This is a genomic window from Aquimarina litoralis, from assembly GCF_019295435.1.
Taxonomy (GTDB): Bacteria; Bacteroidota; Bacteroidia; order Flavobacteriales; family Flavobacteriaceae; genus Aquimarina; species Aquimarina litoralis_A.
Genome location: NZ_WEKL01000025.1, coordinates 13,999 through 32,657, shown reverse-complemented (window position 1 = coordinate 32,657; position 18,659 = coordinate 13,999). Strand labels below are relative to the sequence as shown.

Sequence of the window (18,659 nt, the reverse complement as noted above, 5' to 3'; positions counted from 1 at the left end):
GATTAATAATTTACATATTCTAAAATTTCCAATCCATATCCTATCATTCCTACTCGTTTTTGTTGGATGCTATTAGATATCAATCGAAGTTTATGAATATTTAAATCATGTAAGATCTGAGCTCCAATACCAAAGTCCTTGGAATCCATAGCGATCTTTGGAGCTTTTACAATTTGCTCTCCATTTTGCGCTTCATTTAATGCTTTCAATCTATTCAACAAATTAAAAGACTGACTCTCTTGATTTATAAAAACAATTGCTCCTTTTCCTTCTTTATTAATCGTAGTAAACATTGCATCTAGACGTTCATCTGCATTATTGGTTAACGTTCCTAGTATATCATTGTTAAATAAAGTAGAGTTTATTCTTGTTAATACAGGTTCATTATCCGCCCAACTTCCTTTTGTTAATGCAATATGAATTTGGTTATTTGTAGTTTGTTTATAGGCTCTCAATCTATATTTCCCAAAACGTGTTACAATATCAAAATCTTCTTTCTTTTCTATTAGTGAATCATGTTGCATGCGATATGCTACCAAATCCTCTATAGAAACTAACTTAAGGTCATATTTTTTTGCAACTTCTACCAATTGAGGAAGACGAGCCATAGTACCATCTTCATTCATTATCTCAACAATAACACCAGCTGGTTTTAATCCTGCTAGCCTAGCAAAATCTATTGCAGCTTCGGTATGACCAGTTCTTCTTAACACCCCACCTTCTTTAGCTTTTAATGGAAAAATATGTCCAGGACGTGCTAGTTCGTAAGATTTTGTATTTGGATCTATTAATGCGACAACTGTTTTTGCACGATCACTGGCAGAAATACCAGTAGTCACCCCATTTCCTTTAAGGTCTACAGATATTGTAAACGCTGTTTCCATAGGATCTGTGTTGTTATCAACCATCATGTTCAACTTCAAATCCTTACATCGCTGTTCTGTAATTGGTGCACAAATTAATCCACGTCCATGGGTAGCCATAAAATTGATCATTTCAGGAGTAACTTTTTCTGCTGCAGCAAGAAAATCTCCTTCATTTTCTCTATCCTCATCATCCACTACGATAATCACTTTTCCTTGGCGAATATCCTCTATAGCTTCTTGTATCGTATTTAGCTTTATTTTGTTTTTAGTGTCAGTAATTTGAGACATAATGATCCTATTCTTTATTTAAAAGCAAAGGTACTTTATATAATTCTTAAATGGAAAGTATCAATGAATTATCTGATTCTATTCAAATCTTTATCCGTCTTCTTTTTATAGATGAAATACAAAACTGGAAACAAAAATATCCCAAGTAATGCAAATACTAGTAAAGATGGCTTTTTTATAAACACCTTAAGACCATCATAAAAACTCTTAAGATTTAAATATGTCTTAATATGGAATATAAGAAAAGTGATTACACCAATTCCATTAAAAATAAGCAACATAATTTTACTATCACCATCTCCTTTTGAGATTAAGGCGATAATAACGTTTACAAGAACTAGAAACAAAAACAGAGTAATTGCAAGTGAAGAATTTTCTTTGAATTGTTGTTGTGATTCTTCCGCCTGATTACGAATATTTTCATCAACCACAATCTCTAATTGTTCTTCTTCTAATACATCCTTTGTATTTTTTCCTTCTTTAGACTTACCTCCTATTTTAGCAAAGAAATCACGGATGGGTTGCATTACAATATCGAAACTTACAAAACCTCGATCTCTAGTTGCTCTGTAGGTTAGGAAAATACTAAGAGGAAAAATAATAAATGTTGACAACCAAGATCCTAGAAATGGAGGAATTCCTCCTTCTTCTGCCCCATTCTTAGCAAAAATCCCTATAAAATGATACGTAAGAAATAACACTACTCCGATAACAATAGGAAGCCCTAAACCACCTTTTCTGATAATGGCACCTAAGGGAGCTCCCACAAAAAATAACAATACACAAGAAATCCCTAAAGCATATTTATCATGCAACGACATTTCATACTTATTAAGAGCTCTCTTTTTAACCTCTATTGTTCGCTTAGCGGTTTGAATTCTTCGAATGACTCCATCAACATTGGAAAACGCGAGATTATATATCTGGGACTTTTGCTTTATGCTAAATCGATCTTCAATTAAATCCAAGGTATCTTTTGTTGCTTTTTTCAACGTATCGATCTTCAGGTTTCTGTTTAAATCTCTATACCCGTTCCGCCTATTAACATCATCACGAGTAGATTTAAATTCAGTATTCACTTGCAGTGACAAGGTGTCGATCTCATTCTTAAGACCATTTACATTAAGCATATTATAACCCTTACTATACTGCTGCGCATCCATATCAACGTTATCCAAAGACGATAAATCGATATTCAACACATATTGCTTAAAATGTGTTTTTGCAAATGGTAATTTCTTTTTTTGTTTCGGTGACTTTTGCTGAATCTCATCATAATAATTACCATCATTCAGGACTAATGTAATTAAATCAGAATCTATACTTCCCTTTAGTTCCCCATCAGTAGCTTTGATTACTGTAAAATTCCCAACTCTAACAGCCTTTTTATGGATAATTACGTCTTTCAAAAATTGATCGTTATCACCATACTTTTCGGAGACTCGAATATTGATATCTCCCAGATCATTAAATTGATTGGGAGTAATTACCATTGCCGGTTTGACCTTTACAATATTCTTCCGGAGATTTACAAATTTCCGTTCTGAACTGGGGATTACTGTGTTTGAAAATAAAAATGCACCAATTCCCACAAAAAATATAAAAACGGATAGTGTTCTCATGGCTCTTTGCAGTGAAATCCCAGATGATTTCATAGCTGCAAACTCATAGTTCTCTGCAAAATTACCAAAGATCATGATGGAAGTTAACAGGATGGTCAATGGTAAAACCATGGGTATTAACCTAGGTGTTGCATAGGTTAAAAACTTAATAATTACTGAAAAATCAAGATCTTTTCCCGCTAACTCTGATATAAACAACCAGATAGTTTGCAACAAAAGAATGAACATAATAATGATAAAGAGCGGAAAAAAAGTCTTTAAAAATGTTGTAAGAATATATCTATCTAATATTTTCACCTATTCGTCTATATAAAATATCATCCCGAAAATTTCGGGATGTGTATGATTTATTATTAATGCCTAAATATAAAACTAATCTAATCGATTGATATAATAATTAGCATACTTTGATTCATCAAAAACAAATAATGTACTAGACAAAGGTTGATTTGTCTTAAAACTATTTACAGTAATCGTAATATTAGTTCCATTATTTTGCATCAAAATTAACTTATAAATATGTTTTGTCTGCTTATCAACTCCTAATAAAATTTCTTTAAGATCACTGTTTGTATCGATTGGAATTAATTTAACAAATTGAATTTTTCTTCCTTGCACATTTTGAACAATATCTAATTTAGACGTATACCCATCTTCATAAAAGGTCAACATTTTAGAAGGTGTAACACTGGCTTCATCTTCTGGACTTTGCGAAGAAATATTAATTTCCTCATCCTCAGGAATGATGATATGAAGTTTCTTTCCATCATACATCTGTTCTGTACCCATAAGATTTAATAGATACTTCTCTCCTAACAAAGTAACATCTCCTCTTGTCTCTTGAGAAACGTTTTCTGCTGGATTGTTCAAAGCATATTTAAATCCAATCACAATATTATCATAGCTTTTTACTTTGGTAGAAACCTCATCCAAAAGTTTCTTAGCATCTTGCGCCTGTGCTGATGTTATAAAAAGTGTTGCTATTGTTAAAAAAAATAATCTTCGTATCATTTTTGTATGTTTCTGTATTATAAATTAAATCTTATTCTGAGTATATTACTCAGCATCTAATAGTTGTTTTAGTGCTACCAAATCGGTTACCAAAACCTGCCTTGCTTTACTACCTTCAAAAGGCCCAACAATTCCCGCAGCTTCTAACTGATCAATCAATCTTCCAGCTCTATTGTAGCCTAATTTCAGTTTTCTTTGTAATAAAGACGCCGATCCTTGTTGCGCTGTGACAATAACTTCTGCTGCTTCATTAAAAAGTTTATCACGATCTTTTACATCTATATCAAGACTTGTGCCACTTTCTTCTCCCGAATACTCTGGTAATATATGCGCTTCAGGATATGCTTTTTGACTTCCAATATATTCTGTAATCCTTTCTACTTCGGGCGTATCAACGAAAGCACATTGTATCCTTACAAGGTCATTTCCTTGTGTATATAACATATCTCCACGACCAATTAACTGATCCGCTCCTCCTGTATCTAGAATTGTACGAGAATCTATTTTAGAAGTTACTCTAAACGCAATTCTTGCAGGGAAATTAGCCTTAATCATACCCGTAATAACATTTACTGAAGGTCTTTGAGTAGCAATGATTAGATGAATCCCAATAGCCCTTGCCAACTGTGCTAATCTAGCAATTGGAGTTTCCACTTCTTTACCTGCTGTCATAATAAGATCCGCAAACTCATCAACTACTAATACTATATAAGGTAAAAACTTATGACCATTTTCTGGATTTAGTTTTCTAGCTTTAAATTTTGCATTATACTCCTTGATATTTCGAACCATTGCATTTTTCAACAAATCGTAACGAGCATCCATCTCAATACACAAAGAATTAAGAGTATTAATTACCTTATTATTGTCTGTGATAATTGCTTCTTCGGCATCTGGCAGTTTAGCTAGATAATGCCTTTCAATTTTATTGAATAAAGTAAGTTCTACCTTTTTAGGATCAACTAATACAAATTTCACCTCTGCAGGATGCTTTTTATACAGCAAAGAAGTTAAAATAGCATTCAATCCTACAGATTTACCTTGTCCTGTTGCTCCTGCCATCAATAAGTGAGGCATTTTAGCTAAATCCACTACAAAAGTTTCGTTAGAAATTGTTTTTCCTAAAGATAAAGGCAATTCCATTTCGGCTCCTTGAAATTTTGATGAAGCAATGGCAGATCTCATAGAAACAATAGTAGACTTTTTATTAGGAACTTCGATCCCAATAGTTCCTTTTCCTGGTATAGGAGCAATAATTCGTATTCCTAAAGCTGCTAACGAAAGTGCAATATCATCTTCGAGGTTTTTAATTTTAGAAATACGGATACCAGCTTCTGGTACAATCTCATAAAGTGTTACCGTCGGACCAACAGTCGCCTTAATCTGCGCGATCTCTATTTTGTAGTTCTTTAGAGTTTCAACGATCCTATTTTTATTTTCTTCTAATTCTCCCTGATCAATGGTAATTCCACCGTTTTGAACAGAATAATCTTTAAGCAATTCTATTGTAGGAAATTTGTAATTTCCTAATTCCAACTTAGGATCAAATTCACCAAAATCTTTTACTAATTTGGCACTTATATTTTCAACTTCCTCCTCTTCCACAACGGTTTCTACTTCCATCGCAATGTCTTCCGGATTATCCTCAGACTTTATGATTAGCTTTTCCGGAATTTCATTAGATTGATTTTCTGGATTACCATAGAATTCGTTAACCGTAGTTCTAGTATTAGTAGCACCAGTTTTATTGGTATGCTGAGATGTATCACTATTGATATTAGTTGCGATAGGTTTTTCCAAAGATAAATCCGTAGTTTCTCCTACAGATATAACTTCTTTCTTTTCCTCCTCAACTACTTCTTTCTTTTCTTCTTTAACTCTTTTAGTGCCATTAATTTTTTTGGCAGCTTGGTAATCTTTGGTAATCTCTTTTTGTGTTTTCTTTAAAGAATCTGATATCTTTTCAGGTGTATATCGTAAACGAACTACTATATAGACAATAGCAAAGAAGGCCAATACTAAGACTGTTCCAATAAACCCGATATAGTCTTGCATAAAGTCATTTACTTCATACCCAATAACCCCAGCGAACAAACCACTTTCTTTTTGAACGAATCCAAAAACTACAGAAATCCAAAGCATTACTAGTGTTCCCCAAAACCAAAAACCTGCTAGTTTTTTTCGATTTAGATCAAAAAATAAATATACTCCGGTTAAAGAAATAAGCACTGGCAGAATTAGTGCGGAAATACCAAAACCTCTAAAAATAAAAAAATCACTAACCTTAGCTCCAGAAATGCTAAGCCAGTTTTTTGCAGATGCTGTTCTATTTGGAAATTGAGAAATTTCGCTTTGATCTACCTTCCAATTAAAGAAAAACGAAATAAAAGCAAAGAATAATGCAATACCTAAAAAGAACAAAAAACTACCTAAAATAACTTTTTGTTGTCTAGACAACTTAAGTTTTTCTCTTAAAGGTGTTTTAGCTTTTTTAGTGGTTTTCCTTTTTGTAGTTACCTTTTTTTTTGCCATTTTTTGGATGTGTTATCGCAAAAATACGAATATCTATATTGGAACGTAAAAATGGAAAAAAAATTTTCTATAATAAGTAAGGTATATAGATTATACTTCCAATAACAACTGCCGTAATTGCAGCAATAAATACAGCTCCAGCAGCAATATCTTTTATAAAACCAATTTTATTATGAAAATCAGGATGAATAAAATCAGCGATTGCTTCTACAGAAGTATTCAATCCTTCTATACTCATAACCAATCCTATTGCAAAGGTTTGCAATATCCATTCGGTAGATGTAATATTTACATAAAAACCTAAGGCTGTCATAATGATAGCAATGACAGCCTGTACTTGTATGCTTGGTTCGGTTTTAATTAATATGAAAGCACCTTTTAGCGCATATCCACATCCTTGTATCCGACCAACAATAAATTTTGAGAATTTACTCATATATGAATTAAGCCAATGTTTTTAAAGCTTTAGCATAGTTAGGTTCTTGTGCTATTTCCGGAACTTGTTCTGTATACAGCACTGTACCTTTTTCATCAAGCACTACAACTGCTCTGGAATGTAAGCCTTGTAATGGCCCATCAACGATTTCTAATCCGTAATCTTTACCAAATTTACCTGCTCTAAAATCAGATTGATTGATCACTCCTTCTAAACCTTCTGCTCCACAAAATCTTTTTTGCGCAAATGGCAAATCTTTGGAGATACAAAGCACCTTTGTATTTGATAACTGACTCGCTTGCTGATTGAATTGTCTTACTGATGTAGCACAAACATCTGTATCTATTGATGGAAAAATATTAAGCACCACTTTAGATCCTTCATAATCTGATAACTTAGCAACTGATAAATCAGAATTTACCAATTCGAAATCAGGAGCTTTCTCTCCTACTTTTGGTAGTTCTCCACTGGTATGTATTTCATTTCCTCCTAATGTGATTGTAGCCATATTGATGTTTTTTTAACTTTAGTTTTAAGCCGATTTATTTCTAGTTCAAGTTTACACATAACCGAAGAAATAAAAAAATTATGTTCACACAAAAAGAAGGAATAAACAAATTTTTATGATAGTTATAAAGGATATCATAAAATCATAAAACCCAGAAACTTTATTATAGTTTCTGGGTTTTATGATAGTTACAAAGTAGAAAAGGATCGGTTAAGTATCTATAGATCCCATCACTCTTTGCATAAAACCGTTTAAAGCTTCTTTCTTAGATGCGCCTTCTTTCACCATCTTATTCACTTCTATGGCTCCATACATATTAGAAATGAGCTCTCCAATCACATCCAATTCTTCATCTTTTAAAGATGGAACTTCCGTCAGTGACTCTAAAGTTTCAATCGCTTCAACAACAAAATCCTCATCGTTTTCTTCTATAAAAGAAGTTAAATGCTTAATTATTGGTAACTTCATCTACTAATTCTTTAAGGACTTCAAACTTGTTCGTTTGTACCTGATTCACGAAATCTCCATTTTTAAAAGTAGCAAATGTCGGAAGATTATCTACCGTAGCCATCTTTCTAGATTCAGGATTTTTTTCAGCATCGACAATAATAAAAGTAGCATCAGTATTTTCAGAAGCAAGTTTTTTAAACTTCGGCTTCATTATACGACAATTTCCACACCATGTTGCAGAATACTGAACAATCACTTTGTTATTATCCTTTATTACTTCAGAAAGATTATCTGTTGTAAGTTCTTGAATCATAATCTATTTTTTTTATCTAGAATAGAAACTTCTCTAGTAGCATACAAGCATTCAAAGAGAAGTTTCTACAATAATTATTAATCTTAGTGAGAAGCTAAATAAGAAGCTACTCCATCTCTATTAGCAGACATAGCATCTTTTCCTTCTTCCCAATTTGCTGGGCATACTTCTCCATTTTTCTGTACGTGAGCGTAAGCATCGATTAATCTTAAAAATTCTGCCACGTTTCTTCCTACAGGCATGTGGTTAACACCTTCATGAAAAACAGTTCCTTCTTCATCTATCAAATAAGTAGCTCTATATGTTACATTATCACCTTCTACAGTTACAATTCCAGTTTCTTCATTGTAAGTTTCATTAGTAATGTCCAAAATTCCTAAAGTACTAGATAGGTTACGATTAGAATCTGCTAATATTGGATATGTTACACCTTCAATACCACCATTTTCTTTAGAAGTATTTAACCATGCAAAATGAACTTCTGGCGTATCACAAGATGCTCCAATAACAATCGTATTTCTTTTCTCAAATTCAGCTAAAGCTTCCTGGAAAGCATGTAACTCTGTTGGACAAACAAAAGTAAAATCTTTTGGATACCAGAATAAAAGTACTTTTTTGTTATTATTTTTAGCTTCTTCCAATACGTTAAGCTTGAAAGTATCTCCCATTTCATTCATTGCGTCAACGTTAAGATCAGGGAATTTTTTACCTACAAATGCCATTTTTTGTTAATTTAAAATGTAATTAATTAATTTTTGAAGTGGCAAATATACATTGCATATACTTATATAAATAATAGGTCTATTATAATTTTCTATATTTAAATAGTTTTTTCTAATACATAATAATTATTCCTATCTACTTCACAAATTCCTACAAAAAAATGAAATACCTTACATAAATTACGGATAAATTGTCCTTTTTACACGATGATTTGCACTTTGTTAGATCTATTTTTGTATTTTCGCTTTGGACAATTAGCCTATAAACCAAAAAGTTGAAGAGCTCCATAAAACATATAGTACTTGTATTTTTAGTATTTATATCATTAAATACTTCTGCCCAATCATCATCCTTAAATACGGATAGTATTCAACTGTATATCGAACAAGCAGAAATATTTCTAGAAGAGTATAAATACCAACAAGCATTAGAAAAGGTATATGCTGCTTCTAAAGCTGCAAAATTCAATGATGATGATAAGAGTAAAGCAAAAATTCATAATTTACTTGGTCAGATTCATGAGTTGAACCAGCAAGAAAGTGAAGCTTTAACTAATTATCGAACTGCACTTACCAACAGCTTAGGTAGACTAAAAATAAAGACTGACTCTACTAGATATAATGGGATCAAGAATTTAGAAGATAGCCATGACATCGCAAAAGGTATCAAAGATACCACCAAAATGATCATACCCTTACTGAATCTCGCTGAACATTATATAGATCAAAATGATTATCAAACTAGCGATAAATACCTTACTAAAGCGCGAGCATTGCTAAGTTCGAATTATGACCTAGAGCAAAGCCAAAATATTAAATTAAGTAACTTATTAGGAAAGTATTTTTTACGTGTTCGAAGATATGAAAGAGCTGAAGAACATATCAATAATGCGATAGCAGCCTCTAAGAGTGAGATAGATAATATTGAAAATAACACCCGATTAATATCTACGTATCATATAGAATTAGCAACTGCTTATTATACCAAACACAAAGTATATAGAGCTAAAAAAGATTTCGAAAATGCAATTCCATATTTAGAAAAGCATCGTGAGAACATCTTTAAAGCTGAAGAGCTTACTCGAAAAGTTGAATTGATCCGAGCAAAAATTGAGTTTGAAGTAGATCAAATGAGAGATCAGGTCAATCAAGCTAATGAAAAAGATGCAAAAAACTATTCTAAAGAAATTAAATGGCAGATTATTACTATTCTTGGTGTAGTATTGATATTAATCTCTCTAGCATTCTTAATTAGTTCGTATAAAAACAATTTACAGAAAAAGAAACTGAATAACGATCTTATCGAAAAGAATAAAGAACTTGTGAATGCAAAAGAAACCGCAGAACAAGTTTCTACACTAAAATCTCAGTTTATATCTACAGTGAGTCATGAATTAAGAACACCTCTTTATGGTGTTATTGGTTTAACTTCACTGTTAATGGAACATCCTGAAGAAAAGAAGAAAAATGAATATTTAGAATCTCTAAAATTCTCAGGAGATTACTTACTTGCTTTAATCAATGATGTTTTACAATTAAGTAAAATAGAAACAAATGAAGTAAAGTTAGAAAAAGTATCATTTGACCTTAGATCACTTATTGAGGGTATTGTAAATTCTCTGCATTCAAAACAAAAAAACAACAATAACACGGTACATATAGATATTGATAAAAATATCAAAACTACCTTACTTGGAGATTCCGTTAGACTTTCTCAAATCTTGATCAATCTTATAGGTAATGCTCTTAAGTTTACTCATAATGGGAATATTTGGATAAAGGTTAAAAGTCGAGAATCTGAAGGAGATTCCTATAAACTACGTTTCATTATAAAAGATGACGGTATTGGAATTCCGAAAAGTAAGCAGGCAACTATTTTTGAGAATTTTGCGCAAGTAAAAAATGAAAATCAAGAATACGAAGGTACTGGTTTAGGACTTGCAATTGTTAAAAAATTAATCCATCTTCATAAGAGTGAAATTTATATTGATAGTGAAGAAGGTGTAGGTTCTGAGTTTACTTTTGATTTGGTTTATGAAAAAGCGGTAAAAGAGAAAGACATTTCTTATCAAACGGGAGAAAGCATCAGTATTGGTACTACCAATTTTAATATTCTGATTGTAGACGATAACAAAATCAACCAAATTGTTACTCAGAATATTCTTAAGAAAAAAGGATATACCTGTGATCTAGCAAGTAATGGTATGAAAGCCATAGAAATGGTTAAAACGAATAGTTTTGATCTTGTACTTATGGATATTAATATGCCTGAAATGAATGGATTGGATGCCACAACGGTTATAAGAACCTTTAACTCTCATATTCCTATTATCGCATTAACTGCAGTAGAAGAAGGAGAAATAAGAGATCAAGCATTATCCGTAGGTATGAATGATGTCATTATAAAACCATATGACACGCAGCAATTCTTCCAAACTATTATGAAGAATATTTCTAAGGTGAAGTATATTAACTAGTCGCTTCTTTTCCTACTTTATGTATTAATTCTGTTAAAGCGTATTCTCTTTAATCTTTAATATATTATTTTAGAGCGCAAATTCAAGCTTAGTACACAACATGAACTCAAAAAACACAGGATTTAATACCATTTGCACCCATGTAGGTGAAATTGAAGACAAACAGTTTAAGGGCGCTATATCCCCTATTTATTTATCAACTTCGTATGCTTTTGAAGATGTAGATATTAAAAGATATCCTCGCTATTTTAATACTCCAAACCAAGAAGCACTTTGTAAAAAGATAGCAAAATTAGAAAAAGGAGAAGCTTCTTTAATTTTTGGAAGCGGTATGGCAGCGATTAGTACAGCGCTTCTTGCTTTTTTAGCAAAAGACGATCATATTGTTTTGCAAAGAACGCTCTATGGTGGTACAGCAAATCTGATCAATGAAGAGTTTAGCAAATACGGTATAGAGTATTCATTTGTTGATACTCAAGACGTAAAAGGTTTTGAAGAAAAAATAAAAGAGAATACTAAAATTATCTATATAGAAACTCCTTCTAACCCGTTATTAACGATAACAGATATTAAGGCTATCGCAGAATTAGCAAAAGCGAAAGGAATTATCACAATGATAGATAACACTTTTGCTTCTCCAGTAAATCAAAATCCAATAGAATTGGGTATTGATGTTGTCATACATTCTGCTACCAAATATTTAGGAGGACATAGTGATATTTTAGCAGGTGCTGTTATTTCTTCAGAAAGTAATATCGAACGTATATTTCAATTAGCTAAAAACCTTGGAGGAAGCTTGAGTGACTTCACAGTTTGGATGTTAGAACGAAGTATTAAAACGTTAGGGCTTCGTGTAAAACAACAGAATAAGAATGCCAAAAAAATGGCAAAATGGCTACAAAAGCATGATGATATTCAAGCGGTTTATTATCCTGGTTTAAAATCACATCCAGATTATGAAATAGCAAAAAAACAGATGAAAGGCTTTGGTGGAATGTTATCTTTTGAGCTTAAAGAAGGTTTAGATGCTAGTAAATTTCAAAAAGAATTAAAACTCATAAAAAGCTCTATGAGCTTAGCTGGAGTAGAAAGTACTATATTATCACCTACACTAACCTCTCATGCGCTGTTAACACCAGAAGAAAGAGCACAACAAGGAATTAATGATGGATTATTGCGATTTAGCGTTGGAATTGAAGAATCAGAAGATCTTATGAGTGATATCGAACAAGCGTTAGAAAAAATTAAGATTTTAGAACTTGAGCACTAATATGAAATTAGACATTCTTGCTATTGGAGCGCATCCTGATGATGTAGAACTAAGTTGTTCAGGAACACTCGCTAAGGAAATTGATCGTGGCAAAAAAGTTGGAATAATAGACCTAACTAGAGGAGAATTAGGTACCAGAGGCACTCCAGAGACGAGAGATCAAGAAGCAAAGGATGCCGCAACAATTCTTGGAGTTGCTGTTAGAGAAAATTTAGCTTTTAGAGATGGTTTTTTTAAAAATGATGAAGCGCATCAACTTGCAATCATTCAGATGATCCGTAAATATCAACCAGAGATTGTACTTTGTAATGCTGTAAGAGATCGTCATATAGACCATGGAAAGGGAAGCCAACTCGTTAGCGATGCTTGTTTTTTGTCTGGTTTACGAAAAATAGAGACATCTATAGATGGTAACATACAAGATCCATGGAGACCCAAAAAAGTGTACCACTATATACAATGGGAAATATTAGAACCCGATTTTGTAGTGGATATTACAGGGTATATGGATAAAAAAATGGAAAGTGTAAAGGCATATAAAACTCAGTTTTATGATGCTGATAGCAAAGCTCCTTCTACTCCTATTTCTAGTAAGAACTTTATGGAAAGTATCCGTTACAGAGCTGCGGATTTAGGTAGAATTATAGGAGTTGCATATGCAGAAGGATATACTGTAGAGCGCTATGCAGCAGTAGATTCCATTTTTGATCTCATATAATTTCATTTTTTCCTTTGCAGAAATAAAGAAATGTCTTATTTTTGCAGCCGAAATTAAATGGTGGTTGTAGCTCAGTTGGTTAGAGCGCCTGATTGTGGTTCAGGAGGTCGTCGGTTCGAGACCGATCTTCCACCCTTTTAAAGAAAAAGACTTCGCAAATGCGAAGTCTTTTTTATTTTAAGCTATATTGTTTTCTTACCGAAAAAATAATTATTCTTTTCCTATACCATCCACTACTAACCTTTCTTCTTTATTTGCAACTTTCCAAGCGGTATAAAAGACTAATTTAGTACGCTTAGTAAAAAGATCATACTCTATTTTATCTGCAGTATCACTCGGTTCGTGATAATCCTCATGAACACCATTAAAATAGAAAATGATCGGGATATTATTCTTTGCAAAATTATAATGATCACTTCGATAGTAAAATCTATTTCGATCATCTTTTGCATTGTAGGTATAATCCAAATCTAGTTTGGTATATTCATTATTCGCTTCTTCACTAATGTTATGTAACTCTGTACTCAATCGATCGCTTCCAATTAAATAGATGTATTGATTTTTATCTTTTTCTTTATGTTTTTCATCAATACGCCCTATCATATCGATATTCAAATTAGTAACTGTTTTTTCTAGTGGAAACACAGGATTCTCTGTATAATAACTAGAGCCATATAACCCTTTTTCTTCTCCTGTTACATGCAAAAACAAAATGGATCTTTTTGGACCATATCCATCTTTAGCTGCAGCGGCAAAAGCTTCTGCTATTTCCAAAATACTAACAGTACCTGATCCATCATCATCTGCTCCATTATAAATATTCCCATTCGCATCTACACCTATATGATCATAATGAGCAGAAATCACTACAATTTCATCCGGTTTTTCAGTTCCTTTTATATACGCCAAAACATTCTCTGAGGACTTAATTCCACCTCTAAAATAACTTTCATCTATTTCCTGAAAGTAATCGTCTCCTCCTAAAGGAGAAGGAATATTCATTCGTTGATATTGCGCTTTTAAGTACTCAGCTGCTTTTTTCTGTCCAGGTTCTCCTGTATCCCTTCCCTCAAACTCATCTCCTGAAAACTTGTACAAATACTTCTTTAATTCTTGGGAGGTTATCGTCTCTGCATAAGACGCGATGTCTACTTCATTTTCATTATTAGAAGTATTTGAATCACTTTTATTTGAGGAGTTATGCGAACTACCGCAAGAAAATAAAAATAACAAGCTACTAATAGCTACTAAAACCTTTTTCATGTATTCTTTTTTATAACACTACGCAATATACAGATTTAGGTGGAGATCATTTTATCAATGTTTTCATCTGTTTATATTTTTATTGTTTTTTTAATAGTCAGATGTAATCGCCATCTAATCATATTGGTAGATATCAACTTATTTGTTATGGCTTATTTCATAAAAAATCCTTTAAAATTTATTTAAAAAAACTTTTATAGATTTAAAAAAGGTTGTTATATTTGCACCCGCATTCAGGAAATACCTGATGAGGCTAAACACTGGAGAAATGGCAGAGTGGTCGAATGCGGCAGTCTTGAAAACTGTTGAGGGTCACACCTCCGGGGGTTCGAATCCCTCTTTCTCCGCAAGCAAAACGCTTCAACTTATGGTTGAAGCGTTTTTTGTTTTGTAGAAAAACTCAAAGGAACTTTGAAAGTTTTGGAACATTACAAAAAAGAAGCTTCTTGTCAAAGAAGCATTTTGCTTGTATTGGATTTCCTTTTAGGGATCAGGAAACAACCCTTCTTTCTCCGCGTAATACGCTTAAAACCCCAGTAAACACTGGGGTTTGTTTTTTCAGGGGAATAAATAAGGGAATGTAAAGATAGATTCAACATAACAAATCAAGGTAGCTCTTATATTTTTGATCACATAATTGGTTGTTTAGGGTAATACAAATTTTCTAAAAGCTGAAAATCTATTTAAGGATTTTGATTTTTCCTTTCTACCAGAGTTATCTACTAGATATATATAATTTGGATTTACTATTCGAAGTACAACTCTTAACTTTCCTATTCTATGTAAATAATTAGTTCCGACTTCCTCACTAAATTTCTCAAACGCAAACTCTCCTCTATTTAAATCATCTCTAATTTCCTTTATTGTATTATATCCAGCTAATTTTAACTCTTCAATTATTCCGTTATGGATAATAGAAATTGAAAAACCTTTAAAAACCTTATCATTAGTTAACAAATATTCTAAACTTTCTTTAGTCAAATCAGAATTATCATCAACTTTTAAAGTATCATTATTTACTAATGAATCAATATCAACTTTTAATATATCCTTCAATGTTCTTTCAGCATCAAGTATATATATTAAGCCACCAGTATTAGCATATATATTCTGGAAATAATGAGTGTACGGTTCTTTAGACAAACTCATCCAATCACCTTTTGAATTATCAAATGTTAGAAATATTGTGTCAACTTTATTAATCAACATGTATTTCATAATCTCATGATATAAAACATAATCACCATATGGATCCTTAGCTTTTTCTTTGATATCACCGAATCCCGGAAAAACTAAATTTTGCTTATTTAACACCTTTTCCACAGTATCATTTTCGATTTCTTTTTTAAGTCGATCAAAATGTATTTTAATCAATTTCTCTTCTTCTTTATCGAGCTCATTATATGCCTCACAAGAATTTAGTAAATCAAGAAATTCATCCTTAAACATTAAATCTTTATTTTCTTTTCTCTTTTTATTTGAATCTTGATTTAACTTTTCCAATAAATCTTCTAACTTTTTCTTGTGCTCTTCTAACTGTTTTTCAACGTAAGGATAGTCTTTAAGTACAACTTTATGATTATCTAAAAAACTTTTAGTTTTATTAACCAAATCAGTATCAAAATCTTTTGGAATTTGGTTGGTTACTTCTTTGAAAAACCTATTAATTACACCTTGTCGATTATTAATAAATTCATGTTGTACCTTCTTGGTAATTATTATTCTTTTTTTATGTTTTTTAATGAAATTGAATAAAGATTTTCTTGCTGCAAATGAGATAGTATAATATCTTAATAAAACATTAGTATCTAAAAAAATGGGGGTTTTTGTTTCTAAAGAAAGTTCTTTTTCAAAATTATCAGAATACTTTTTCAAACATTTTGAATACTGCTCCAGAGAACTATTATTTCTTTTAGCTATAAAACTAACTTCGTCTGTAATTTTTGTCATACGCGCTTTAGAATTCAAGAGTTATAAGTTTAACCATTCTAAGTCTTAATATTATCTATTAATTATTTAGTGATTTCTTTAAAACCTATTTTTTTCAATATACAATTTAGATTGAAATTTCCCTATTTTTTGAAATTTAGATTTTGTATATTAAAGAAGTACAATCTGGCTCTATTTTACATAAGATTAGTTATCATGCAACAACAACAGGTGGTAATTGGCTTAAAGTTCATAACCATAATAGAAATTGGGAAACGAAATAAATGGAAACGATGTACAAAATACAACCAGTTTGAATAAAAAAGGAGCTGAAGAAACTAGACCAAAAAATGTTTCAGTTTACTATTATATTAAGATAAATTAATACACCTTCAAAATTAAAAAAACGATACAGACAGAACAGAACTTCTTGAGAAACGTGTGGTATAGATTAATTCTAAATTCTATTTGTTTTTGATAACATTTTATAACAAACAAATATCAAAAATAATTATTCCTTAAAGTATATAGACTTTTTATTGATTATGTAGAATTTTATCATTAACTTATAGCTATAATCAACAAACCAATTGTATTATCTAAAGTTAGGTGATACCATCATGAAAAAATATAATTTGTTCTATAATATAATATAGAACCAGCTTGTTATATATTTTTTCATAATAGGTATGGCAGCCGAAAAAATTTATATACATAAATAAATTTGATAGATTATTAATAAAAAAAGGCTGTCATCATAAAATCATGAGTATTGAGAACATTTTTTCATTAGCTGGAATAATTCTAGCTATAATTGGCTTGATTATTAATTGGAAAAGCTACAAAAAGAATGAGTAATTGAATTAAAACCAACCTGAAGGTTGGTTTTTCTATTTTTCACCCAAAAATGATATTTCTTCCACAATTTATTAACCTCTGAAGACACCTATAATTTCAAGTATTTAACAATTAAATTAAAAAAAATATGTTCAAAACCTATTGATTGACTTTTGTTACCAAATTTTATTCATCCATTCCTTTGCAGATCTCTGAGAAGTTTTCCTATATCTATTCAAAGTTTTAAGGTTTTTAATCCCGGTTATCTTCACAATAATCTTATTATATATCATACGCAAAAACCTATCAACTCTTTTCCATATTTTATTTAACTTTCCATTTTTAAATTCTAGAACTTTTATTAATGGATCAACAACTCCTCTTTTTCTTTAGTGCTTTAGGAGCGTTTAATGGAATTATTGTTGGTTTTTATTTTCTTTTTTTCTCCAAACCTAAACATCTTTCTAATATATTTTTAGGTTGTCTATTCCTTGCGCTGAGTGTAAGAGTGGGGAAATCTGTGTTCTTTTACTTCTATGACACCATTGCGGATGCATATATACAATTTGGATTGTTTGCCTGTTGGTTGATCGGTCCGTTTTTATTCTTTTATATAAAAAGTACTATCCAAGTTTCTTCTACTTTAAAAAAACAAGCGGTTAGTACTCTCGTATCTTTAGGTATAGTTTCGTTTATCATAAACTTCCTTTTTCCATGGTCTGATCATCCTAAACTTTGGAGTTATTTTGTTAGAGGAATTTATTTGCAATGGTTGTTTTTTGTAATCCTTTCTGGGTATGTCATTTTTAAAAATCATCAATTGATTTTTAAACAATCCAAAAACAAACCTTTTAAAATTTGGTTATCCAGTATCTTCCTTGGTAATTTTATAATCTGCTTGGCTTTTAACACTGGAAATTATACATCTTATATCGTAGGTGCTTTAAGTTTTTCCTTTGTGTTTTATGCGTTGATTCTATTGCTGCTTTTTTATAAACGAAGAGATGAACTCTTATTTTTACAAATAAAAAAATATCAAAGTAATCAAATCAATTCGGAGGAAGTTGAAAAACTAAGCCAACATTTAGAACAACTACTCTTAGAAGACAGCCTATTTTTAGACGCTAACCTAACGCTACAGAAAGTAGCTACACTACTAAAAGTATCTTCTGTAAAAATCTCTCAAATTCTTAATCAACACCTCAATACTAACTTCAATGACTATATCAATTCTTTTAGAATACAGGCTGCAAAAGAAAAGATTGTAAATGGAAGTGATCTTACTTTAGAAGCGATTGGATTGGATTGTGGTTTCAATTCTAAATCTACTTTTTATAATGCTTTTAAAAAGCAAACCGGTACAACTCCATCCAAATTTAGAGAAGAAAACAAGAAGGTTTGAAGTATCAAATAATTA

15 protein-coding genes and 2 tRNA genes are annotated in these 18,659 nt (G+C 31.4%); 6 read left to right on the top strand and 11 right to left on the bottom strand.

All coding sequences use genetic code 11. From position 1 onward, the window contains the following. Nucleotides 1-2 precede the first annotated feature (2 nt). The 9 genes from ribB to GBO31_RS14145 all read right to left on the bottom strand — a co-directional run bounded on the left by ribB (nt 3) and on the right by GBO31_RS14145 (nt 8,748). Nucleotides 3-1,154, bottom strand: coding sequence for a 3,4-dihydroxy-2-butanone-4-phosphate synthase (gene ribB / locus GBO31_RS14185; protein ID WP_219009018.1), 1,152 nt, complete (start codon nt 1,152-1,154; stop codon nt 3-5). Nucleotides 1,155-1,222: 68 nt separating this feature from the next. Next, on the bottom strand, nt 1,223-3,073 hold the full coding sequence (locus GBO31_RS14180; RefSeq protein WP_219009017.1) for an LptF/LptG family permease: 1,851 nt from the start codon (nt 3,071-3,073) through the stop codon (nt 1,223-1,225). A gap of 75 nt (nt 3,074-3,148) precedes the next feature. Further along, complete coding sequence (locus tag GBO31_RS14175; RefSeq protein WP_219009016.1) at nt 3,149-3,787, bottom strand: LolA family protein; 639 nt, start codon at nt 3,785-3,787, stop codon at nt 3,149-3,151. A 45-nt stretch (nt 3,788-3,832) separates the two neighbouring features. Further along, nucleotides 3,833-6,319 (bottom strand): FtsK/SpoIIIE family DNA translocase, encoded by a 2,487-nt coding sequence (locus GBO31_RS14170; protein ID WP_219009015.1) that lies wholly within the window; start codon nt 6,317-6,319, stop codon nt 3,833-3,835. Between the two features lie 67 nt (nt 6,320-6,386). After that, nucleotides 6,387-6,755, bottom strand: coding sequence for a diacylglycerol kinase (locus tag GBO31_RS14165; RefSeq protein ID WP_219009014.1), 369 nt, complete (start codon nt 6,753-6,755; stop codon nt 6,387-6,389). 7 nt (nt 6,756-6,762) lie between these two features. Next, on the bottom strand, nt 6,763-7,263 hold the full coding sequence (tpx, locus tag GBO31_RS14160; protein WP_219009013.1) for a thiol peroxidase: 501 nt from the start codon (nt 7,261-7,263) through the stop codon (nt 6,763-6,765). A 210-nt stretch (nt 7,264-7,473) separates the two neighbouring features. Further along, a complete protein-coding gene (locus GBO31_RS14155) occupies nt 7,474-7,731 on the bottom strand; it encodes a DUF6952 family protein (protein ID WP_219009012.1) in 258 nt (85 codons plus the stop codon). Next, a complete protein-coding gene (locus GBO31_RS14150) occupies nt 7,712-8,026 on the bottom strand; it encodes a thioredoxin family protein (RefSeq protein ID WP_219009011.1) in 315 nt (104 codons plus the stop codon). The genes GBO31_RS14155 and GBO31_RS14150 overlap by 20 nt, the downstream gene beginning before the upstream one ends. An 83-nt stretch (nt 8,027-8,109) precedes the next feature. Continuing rightward, the gene (locus tag GBO31_RS14145; RefSeq protein ID WP_219009010.1) at nt 8,110-8,748 is read right to left on the bottom strand and encodes a peroxiredoxin; all 639 of its coding nucleotides are present in this window, start codon (nt 8,746-8,748) and stop codon (nt 8,110-8,112) included. A gap of 275 nt (nt 8,749-9,023) precedes the next feature. Here GBO31_RS14145 and GBO31_RS14140 point away from each other — a divergent pair, with 275 nt between their 5' ends. From GBO31_RS14140 to GBO31_RS14125, 4 genes are all read left to right on the top strand, one after another. Beyond that, nucleotides 9,024-11,225, top strand: coding sequence for a response regulator (locus GBO31_RS14140; protein ID WP_219009009.1), 2,202 nt, complete (start codon nt 9,024-9,026; stop codon nt 11,223-11,225). Nucleotides 11,226-11,325: 100 nt separating this feature from the next. Then, the gene (locus GBO31_RS14135) at nt 11,326-12,495 is read left to right on the top strand and encodes a trans-sulfuration enzyme family protein (RefSeq protein WP_219009008.1); all 1,170 of its coding nucleotides are present in this window, start codon (nt 11,326-11,328) and stop codon (nt 12,493-12,495) included. A 1-nt stretch (nt 12,496) separates the two neighbouring features. Further along, entirely contained in the window at nt 12,497-13,213 is a 717-nt protein-coding gene (bshB1, locus tag GBO31_RS14130) for a bacillithiol biosynthesis deacetylase BshB1 (protein ID WP_219009007.1), read from the top strand. A 59-nt stretch (nt 13,214-13,272) separates the two neighbouring features. Further along, nucleotides 13,273-13,348: transfer RNA gene (locus GBO31_RS14125), tRNA-His, on the top strand. A gap of 75 nt (nt 13,349-13,423) precedes the next feature. Here GBO31_RS14125 and GBO31_RS14120 read toward each other — a convergent pair. Beyond that, nucleotides 13,424-14,476, bottom strand: coding sequence for a M28 family metallopeptidase (locus GBO31_RS14120; protein WP_219009006.1), 1,053 nt, complete (start codon nt 14,474-14,476; stop codon nt 13,424-13,426). Nucleotides 14,477-14,738: 262 nt separating this feature from the next. Here GBO31_RS14120 and GBO31_RS14115 point away from each other — a divergent pair. Continuing rightward, a tRNA-Ser gene (locus GBO31_RS14115) sits at nt 14,739-14,823 on the top strand. Between the two features lie 298 nt (nt 14,824-15,121). Here GBO31_RS14115 and GBO31_RS14110 read toward each other — a convergent pair. Next, on the bottom strand, nt 15,122-16,444 hold the full coding sequence (locus tag GBO31_RS14110; protein WP_219009005.1) for a PIN-like domain-containing protein: 1,323 nt from the start codon (nt 16,442-16,444) through the stop codon (nt 15,122-15,124). 1,162 nt (nt 16,445-17,606) lie between these two features. Between GBO31_RS14110 and GBO31_RS14105 the strand changes: the two genes are divergently transcribed. Continuing rightward, nucleotides 17,607-18,644 carry a helix-turn-helix domain-containing protein gene (locus GBO31_RS14105; RefSeq protein ID WP_219009004.1) on the top strand — a complete coding sequence of 346 codons (1,038 nt, stop codon included), beginning with the start codon at nt 17,607-17,609 and terminating at the stop codon, nt 18,642-18,644. Nucleotides 18,645-18,659 lie beyond the last annotated feature (15 nt).